9 protein-coding genes are annotated in these 7,426 nt (G+C 69.9%); 6 read left to right on the top strand and 3 right to left on the bottom strand.

The features are described 5' to 3' along the window. The coding region (locus ACY45C_RS00675) for a tRNA threonylcarbamoyladenosine biosynthesis protein TsaB (protein WP_462185721.1) at nt 1-423 on the top strand (423 nt) is incomplete at its 5' end. Then, nucleotides 420-1,007: a ribosomal protein S18-alanine N-acetyltransferase gene (rimI, locus tag ACY45C_RS00680; RefSeq protein ID WP_462185722.1), complete on the top strand. Its 588-nt coding sequence runs from the start codon at nt 420-422 to the stop codon at nt 1,005-1,007. The genes ACY45C_RS00675 and rimI, both read left to right, overlap by 4 nt. Here the strand turns inward: rimI and ACY45C_RS00685 are convergent. After that, a complete protein-coding gene (locus tag ACY45C_RS00685; protein ID WP_462185723.1) occupies nt 985-1,284 on the bottom strand; it encodes a hypothetical protein in 300 nt (99 codons plus the stop codon). The genes rimI and ACY45C_RS00685 overlap by 23 nt on opposite strands. Nucleotides 1,285-1,563: 279 nt before the next feature. On the opposite strand from ACY45C_RS00685, the gene groES reads away from it, so the two are divergent. Next, nucleotides 1,564-1,872, top strand: coding sequence for a co-chaperone GroES (groES, locus tag ACY45C_RS00690; RefSeq protein ID WP_035729604.1), 309 nt, complete (start codon nt 1,564-1,566; stop codon nt 1,870-1,872). A 124-nt stretch (nt 1,873-1,996) separates the two neighbouring features. After that, nucleotides 1,997-3,637, top strand: a complete 1,641-nt coding sequence (gene groL, locus ACY45C_RS00695) for a chaperonin GroEL (RefSeq protein ID WP_462185724.1) — start codon at nt 1,997-1,999, stop codon at nt 3,635-3,637. A 216-nt stretch (nt 3,638-3,853) separates the two neighbouring features. Here groL and ACY45C_RS00700 read toward each other — a convergent pair whose 3' ends face one another. Next, on the bottom strand, nt 3,854-4,186 hold the full coding sequence (locus ACY45C_RS00700) for a WhiB family transcriptional regulator (RefSeq protein ID WP_462185725.1): 333 nt from the start codon (nt 4,184-4,186) through the stop codon (nt 3,854-3,856). 408 nt (nt 4,187-4,594) lie between these two features. Then, a complete protein-coding gene (locus ACY45C_RS00705; RefSeq protein ID WP_462185726.1) occupies nt 4,595-5,011 on the bottom strand; it encodes a DUF5319 domain-containing protein in 417 nt (138 codons plus the stop codon). Between the two features lie 383 nt (nt 5,012-5,394). Here ACY45C_RS00705 and guaB point away from each other — a divergent pair, with 383 nt between their 5' ends. Together guaB and ACY45C_RS00715 are read left to right on the top strand one after the other, a co-directional pair. Beyond that, nucleotides 5,395-6,996, top strand: a complete 1,602-nt coding sequence (guaB, locus tag ACY45C_RS00710; protein ID WP_462185727.1) for an IMP dehydrogenase — start codon at nt 5,395-5,397, stop codon at nt 6,994-6,996. A gap of 190 nt (nt 6,997-7,186) precedes the next feature. Continuing rightward, a partial coding sequence (locus tag ACY45C_RS00715; RefSeq protein WP_462185728.1) for an IMP dehydrogenase occupies nt 7,187-7,426 on the top strand: 240 nt, incomplete at its 3' end.

A 7,426-nucleotide genomic window follows, 5' to 3' on the forward strand; every position in this document is an offset into this window, starting at 1 on the left:
CTGGATGCCATCGGTGCCGCCACCGGCGGCTCCGTCGCCGTCGTGACGGATGCCCGTCGGCGCGAGGTCTTCTGGGCCTGTTACCGCGACGGGGTGCGGGTCGGCGATCCGGCCGTTGGCCGTCCGGCCGACGTCGTCCGGTTCCTGCGCGGCCTCGGTGTCGACCGCGTCGTCGGCCCGGGAACGGTGCTCTACCCGGAGATCTTCGTCGAACTCGCCGCGGCCGCAGCCGGTACCACGGCCGGGGAGGCGCCCGCGCCCGGCGCAGGCCAGGCGGACGACGGCTATCCCCGGCCAGAGCTGCTCGTCGGTCTCGCCGGGGCCGACGTGCTGGCCGGGCGCGCTCCCCAGCCCCTCGTCCCGCTCTACCTGCGGCGGCCGGACGCGACCGAACCGCATACACCGAAGCCGGTCACGGTTTGACGCAGCCGCGATCACACCCTACCGGTCCGGATGGGCCGGATCTGCTCCTCGTTCCAATGCGCTGGTGGCACGTGGCGATGGTCGCCGAGCTGGAGCAGACGGTATTCGACATCGATCCGTGGACGGCCGAGCTGTTCTGGTCCGAACTCGCGCAGGGCGAGCAGCGACGGTACCTGACGGCGCTGTGGCGTCCACAGGGCGTCCCGACGCACGACACGTCCGCGATCGTCGGTTATGCGGGGCTGGCGCTCGCCGAGGACGGCGCCTACATCCAGACGATCGGCGTTGTGCCCCGGATGCGCGGGCGGGGGGTGGGCGCCCGTCTGATGATCGCCCTGCTGCGTGACGCCCGGCGGGCGGGTGCCCGCAGCTGCGGGCTGGAGGTCCGCACCGACAACCAGGCGGCCCGCGCCCTCTACAGCCGGCTCGGTTTTGTCGACATTGGGCTGCGTCGCGGTTACTACCAGCCTTCCGGCGGAGATGCCTACGTGATGCGGGTCCGGAAGATCGACACCATTGGTTACGCGGAGCTGCTCGACCGCGTCGAGGCGACGTTGCTCATCACCTCTCGGGCCGAGCCCTGACCTGTTCGAACCGCCAGGCACGCGGATCGCCGTTCGTCAGCTCGGCCGGTGGCTCCGGCAGCGGGCAGCGGGTGTCCCCGGTAGTCTGCGCGGACGTGCCCGCATCGGGCGGCGTCCGCAGCATGATGACGATGAGATCCTCGCCCCGTTGGCTGCTGACGTAGACCTCGCCGTCTCGCTCCGCAAGCGCATCGATCGCCCAGTCCCGCAGGCCGCCCGCCCGGCCGGCCGCCGCCTTGGCCTCCCACATCCAGATCATGTCCTCATGGTGCCCCATGTCCCCGTGCGCTCATGTGCTCATGGGCCCCGTGGCGCCGGGCGCCGACCGGTGGGAGCGGGCCGCCGCGAAGGGGGCCGGGTCTTGGCCAGGGGTCGGCTCGGGACGACCTGAATTCCCGCCGTCTTGTCAGATCCGACCGTCTTGGTTGACGTCTGCGGCGCGGGTGCTAAGTTGGCACTCGGCACATGAGAGTGCCAGCGACAACAGGCGCCTGTTCACCCGCGACGGCAGGCCGCCAGGGTCGCTCTCTCATCCAGCGCAGGAAGGGGGAGGTCGATCGTGACGACCGCCACCAAGGTTGCTATCAAGCCTCTCGAGGACCGTATCGTCGTGCAGCCCTCCGACGCGGAGCAGACCACCGCGTCCGGGATCGTGATTCCGGACACGGCGAAGGAGAAGCCCCAGGAGGGTATCGTTCTCGCGGTCGGCCCGGGTCGGTTCGAGGACGGCAAGCGCGTCCCGCTCGACGTCAAGGTCGGCGACGTGGTGCTCTACAGCAAGTACGGCGGCACCGAGGTCAAGTACTCGGGCGAGGAGTACCTCGTGCTCTCCGCTCGCGACGTTCTCGCGATCATCGAGAAGTAGGCCGCTCGCCGGTAGCACTAAGGGGCGCGTCCCGCTGGCGGCCGCCCGGTTCCCGCCGGGCCCGCCGGCGGGGCGCGCTCCTGCTGTTTTCCACCGGTATTCGGTGTCGGGAGGACAACCAGGTATGCCGAAGATTCTGACGTTCAACGAGGACGCCCGCCGCGCGCTCGAGCACGGGGTGAACGCCCTGGCCAACGCGGTCAAGGTGACGATCGGCCCGCGTGGTCGCAACGTCGTCATCGACAAGCACTACGGCGCCGCGACGATCACCAATGACGGGGTGACGATCGCGCGCGAGATCGAGCTGGAGGACCCCTACGAGAACCTGGGTGCCCAGCTCGCGAAGGAAGTCGCCACCAAGACCAACGACGTGGCTGGCGACGGCACCACGACGGCGACCGTGCTAGCCCAGGAAATGGTGCGCTTCGGTCTCAAGCAGGTGACCGCGGGGGCCGCCCCACTGGCGCTGAAGCTGGGCATCGAGGCCGCCGTCGAGGCCGTCTCCGCGGCCCTGCTGAAGCAGGCCATCGAGGTCAACTCGAAGGAGACCATCGCCCAGGTCGCCGCCATCTCCGCTCAGGACTCGCAGGTCGGGGAACTGATCGCCGAGGCGATCGACAAGATCGGCAAGGATGGCGTCATCACGGTCGAGGAGAGCCAGACCCTCGGGCTGGATCTTGAATTGACCGAGGGCATGCAGTTCGACAAGGGCTACATCTCGCCGTACTTCGTCACGGACGCCGAGGCCCAGGAGGCCGTGCTTGAGGACGCCTACGTCCTGCTCTACCCGGGCAAGATCTCGGCGCTGAACGAGATCCTGCCCGTGCTGGAGCAGGTCGTCCAGGAGCGCAAGCCGCTGCTGATCATCGTCGAGGAGGTCGAGGGCGAGGCCCTGTCCACCCTGGTGGTGAACTCGATCCGCAAGACCTTCCAGGTCGTCGCGGTCAAGGCTCCCGGGTTCGGGGACCGCCGCAAGGCACTGCTGCAGGACATTGCCGTGCTTACCGGCGGCCAGGTGGTGGCCTCGGAGGTCGGTCTCTCCCTCGATGCGGTGACGTTGGCCGACCTGGGCCGGGCCCGGCGGGTCACGGTGGACAAGGACAACACCACCATCGTCGACGGGGCTGGCGAGGCCTCCTCGATCGCAGATCGGGTGCGTCAGCTCAAGCAGGAGATCGAGGTCAGCGACTCCGACTGGGACCGCGAGAAGCTGCAGGAGCGGTTGGCCAAGCTCGCCGGTGGGGTCGCGGTCATCCGCGTCGGCGCCGCCACCGAGGTGGAGCTCAAGGAGAAGAAGCACCGCCTCGAGGACGCCGTGTCGGCCACCCGCGCGGCCATCGAGGAGGGCATCATCGCCGGCGGCGGTTCCGCGCTCACCCACGTGGCGTCCGTGCTCGACGACGGGCTTGGCCGTACCGGGGACGAGCTCGCCGGGGTACGGATCGTGCGCTCCGCGCTCGACGCCCCGCTGTCGTGGATCGCGCGCAACGCTGGTCTGGAGGGCGCGGTCATCGTCTCCAAGGTCAAGGAGCTCGAGCCGGGTCGTGGGTACAACGCGGCCACCGGCGAGTACACCGATCTGATCGCGGCCGGCGTCGTCGACCCGGTCAAGGTCACCCGGTCGGCGGTGGCGAACGCCGCCTCGATCGCGGCTCTGCTCATCACCACCGAGGGTCTGGTCGTCGAGAAGCCGGCGGAGCCCGCTCCCCAGGACGGCCGCGGCCACGGGCACGGGCACAGTCACCCGCAGGGCCCGGGTTTCTGACCGGATCGGCGTCGTGGGGCCTCGCCGGGTGCGGCCCGGCCCCCGGGCCCCGGTACGTCCGGAGCCCGGTCGGTCCTTGATGATCGACCGGGCTCCGGCGCGTTGGGTCGCTGCCGCGTCGGGTCGCTGTCGGGTCGCTCACCCGTCGTGGGTGGTCCAGGAGACCAGGACCGGCTATCCCGACCCGTCCGCCTATCGGCCCCTGGTCGCCCTCTCTCAGCAGGCCGGTGCGAGTCCGGGCCGGGCCGGGGTGCGTCTCGTGGCCCCCCGCCGGGAGCGGCCGGTGAGGATCGCATCCCGTTCGGACTCGCTCAGCCCGCCCCATACGCCATAGGGCTCCCGGGCGGTCAGCGCGTACTCACCGCAGGCGCGGATGACTGGGCAGCGGGCGCAGACCGCCTTGGCCGCGGCCTCACGGGCGGCTCTGGCCGGCCCCCGTTCGCCCTCCGGGTGGAAGAAGAGCTCCGTGCTCTCACCACGGCACGCCCCGTGCAGCTGCCATTCCCACTTCTCCGCGCCGGGGCCTGGAAGTCGTCGGACGTCGGTCATCGATCTGAGCCCCCTTTCGACCTGAGCGGCAAGCGCCGCCACTTCACCGTAGTACCGGGTCACCCTCTGAGTGATCTTGAAATTTCACCCGGGTGAGCCCGCGTCACGGGTCGTTCCGCCCGGCCGTTGCACGGTCGGGAAGTCCCTGGATGTCCAGGGATCTCAGGCGGATCAGGGTCCGAGTCGGCCGCGGGACTTCCGGCCGGCGCCGTGTTCCGTCATGGCTGACCGACCGCGCCGGATCCGCAGGTCCGGCGGAACTTTTGTTGACGGTCGAACGCCTACCCCGGTGGTCGGCTGGTCACACGGCCTGAGCGGGAATTAGCGTGGCCACCGCCGGCCGCGCTCCGTCGGCGCGCAGCATCCACCCCGGCCGGGTGTCCGGTCAGGCGGCGACGCGAGTCCGCCTCAGCGCGAGTCCGCCTCCGAGGCGGCGGATGCCTCGTAGATCCCGTCGGCGAAGCCGCGGGCGTAATCCCAGCTGACGTAGCACGACGGGTCCGGCGCGAACGCCGGCTCGTGGACTCTCGTCCGCCCCTCGTTGAGAAGGTTGCGCAGGTTGCCAGCCAGCAGGTCCCAGTCGAAGAAGTGGGGCTCGGCGCAGCCCTCGCAGTCGACGACAAGGCCGCGGTAGCCGCGCGGCTCGAGCAGCGTGCGGAAGACGTCGAGGTCTCCCAGCTCGGCGAGGACTTCCTCCCGCTCGTGCAAGGACAGCGGTTCGAGCAGGTCGAGGTCGTCAACGGAGTCGAGGCGCGCGAGCTCGGCAGCCGGATCCTCGGGGTCGCCCGCGAAGGGGTCGACAGGCTCGTCGCTCACGACGACCACGCTACGCTTGCCCGGACTGCTTAGTGGTCCCGATCCGGAGTCTCGGCACCGATGTGCGGCGCTCTGGACATAGTCCGTCGCGGTCGGTCCGCTGTTCTGCTGGGCGCGCGGGTCCCGATCAGGCCCGGTGGGCGGCGCTGTGGTATAGAAAAATGTTATCCATGGCGATGTCGGTCACGGGCGATGTCGGTCACGCCGGAACCGCCGATATGTGCCGGTGACCTCTACGATGGAGTCTGTGCCGCCGCTCGGTGCCCGGTTCTGGTAGTAGGTATACTTTTCCGCCGTTGCGCGCGACCCGTCGCTCCAGGACGGCGGGCGGGGCTCGTGCCGCGGCGTCGGTCTGGGTCCGCGGCCTCGGTCAACGCGGAATGGAAGGTGCCATGAACGGTCCCCTCGCCACCGATTTCACGTTGCCGGCCGGGGTGGGCACCCACGTCGGCGCGCGTCCCGACCTGCTGGGGGCCGATGCCGCCGCGGTACCGCCGAAGCTGGCGATGCTCGGGCTGACCTTCGACGACGTGCTGCTGCTTCCGGCCGCCTCCGACCTGGTACCGGCGGAGGCGGACACGACGACCCGCCTGTCGCGGAGCATCGATCTCGCCGTGCCGTTGGTGTCGTCGGCCATGGACACGGTGACCGAGGCCCGCATGGCCATCGCGATGGCGCGCCAGGGCGGGGTCGGGGTACTGCATCGCAACCTCTCGATCGACGAGCAGGCGCAGCAGGTCGACATGGTGAAGCGTTCCGAGTCCGGGATGATCACCGCACCGGTGACCTGCGGGCCCGACGCCACCTTGGAGGACGCGAACGTCCTCATGGCGAGGTACCGGATCTCGGGTGTCCCGGTGACGGAATCCGACGGCCGGCTGGTCGGCATTGTGACGAACCGGGACATCCGCTTCGAGCGGGACTACTCGCGTCGAGTGCAGGACGTCATGACCCCGATGCCGCTGATCACTGCACCGGTGGGCGTCTCGCCGGAGGACGCGCTCGCCCTGCTCCGCCGCCACAAGGTCGAGAAGCTGCCGATCGTGGACGAGCGTGATCGGCTGCGCGGTCTGATCACAGTCAAGGACTTCACCAAGCGGGAGCAGTACCCGCACGCCACCAAGGACACCGATGGCCGGCTGATGGTCGGCGCCGCCGTCGGTGTGGGGGAGGACGCCTACAAGCGCGCCCAGGTCCTCGTCGCCGCCGGGGTCGACTTCCTCGTCGTGGACACCGCGCACGGGCATCATCGAGCCGTGCCCGACGTGGTGCGCCGGATCAAGACCGACATGCCGACCGGGGTGGACGGCCGGCCGCTCGACGTGATCGGTGGCAACGTGGCGACCGGGGCCGGTGCGGCGGCGCTGATCGCGGCCGGGGCGGACGCCATCAAGGTCGGGGTCGGGCCCGGCTCGATCTGTACCACCCGGGTGGTGAGCGGCGTCGGCGTCCCCCAGGTCACGGCCATCTACGAGGCATCGCGCGTCGCCCGGGAGCACGGTGTGCCGGTGATCGGAGACGGCGGCCTGCAGTACTCGGGTGACATCGCGAAGGCCATCGCCGTCGGCGCCGACACGGTCATGCTGGGCAGCCTGCTGGCCGGTGTCGACGAGAGCCCAGGAGAGTTGATCTTCATCAACGGCAAGCAGTACAAGGCTTACCGGGGCATGGGCTCGCTCGGCGCCATGCGTAGCCGCGGCAGCGCGCGGTCGTACTCGAAGGATCGGTACTTCCAGGACGACGTGCTCTCCGATGACAAACTGGTTCCCGAGGGCGTCGAGGGCCAGGTGCCCTATCGGGGTCCACTGGCGGCCGTGGCCCATCAGCTGGTCGGCGGTCTGCGGGCGGCGATGGGCTACACCGGCTCGCCCACCATCCGGCGGATGCAGGACGAGGCGCAGTTGATCCGTATTACCTCGGCGGGGCTGATCGAGAGTCACCCCCACGACATCCAGATGACCGTCGAGGCGCCGAACTACAACTCCGCGCGCTGACGCCGTCGCGCCGCGCGACCGACCAGGCCGTCGCCGGGCCGTCCCCAGGCCGGTGACGGCCGTCGCGTCTCGTGCGCGGTCATCTGGTCATCTGGTCATCTGGTCACCGGGATGTTCGGTCAGTCGTGGAGCAGATACGTCGGTTTTCCGGTCGGCACGAGCCTGCCGGCCCAATCAGGAGGCGCCAGCAGTGGCAGAGATCGAGATCGGCATCGGCAAGAGCGCGCGGACCGCGTATGGTCTCGACGCCGTCGGCATCATTCCATCCCGTCGGACCCGTGACCCGGCGGACGTCTCGCTCGCCTGGGAGATCGACGCCTACCGGTTCGACCTGCCGCTCGTGGCCGCTCCGGCCGACGCGGTGACCTCACCCGCGTCGGCGATCGCGCTCGGCCGGCTCGGTGGTCTCGGTGTTCTGCACATCGAGGGG

The sequence above is a fragment of the Frankia sp. CcWB2 genome (assembly GCF_977927585.1).

Coding starts and splice junctions, on each gene's coding strand:
- ACY45C_RS00685 (WP_462185723.1), bottom strand. CDS start 1,284: ATGGGGCACCATGAGGACATGATCTGGATGTGGGAGGCCAAGGCGGCG.
- groL (WP_462185724.1), top strand. CDS start 1,997: ATGCCGAAGATTCTGACGTTCAACGAGGACGCCCGCCGCGCGCTCGAG.
- ACY45C_RS00700 (WP_462185725.1), bottom strand. CDS start 4,186: ATGACCGACGTCCGACGACTTCCAGGCCCCGGCGCGGAGAAGTGGGAA.
- guaB (WP_462185727.1), top strand. CDS start 5,395: ATGAACGGTCCCCTCGCCACCGATTTCACGTTGCCGGCCGGGGTGGGC.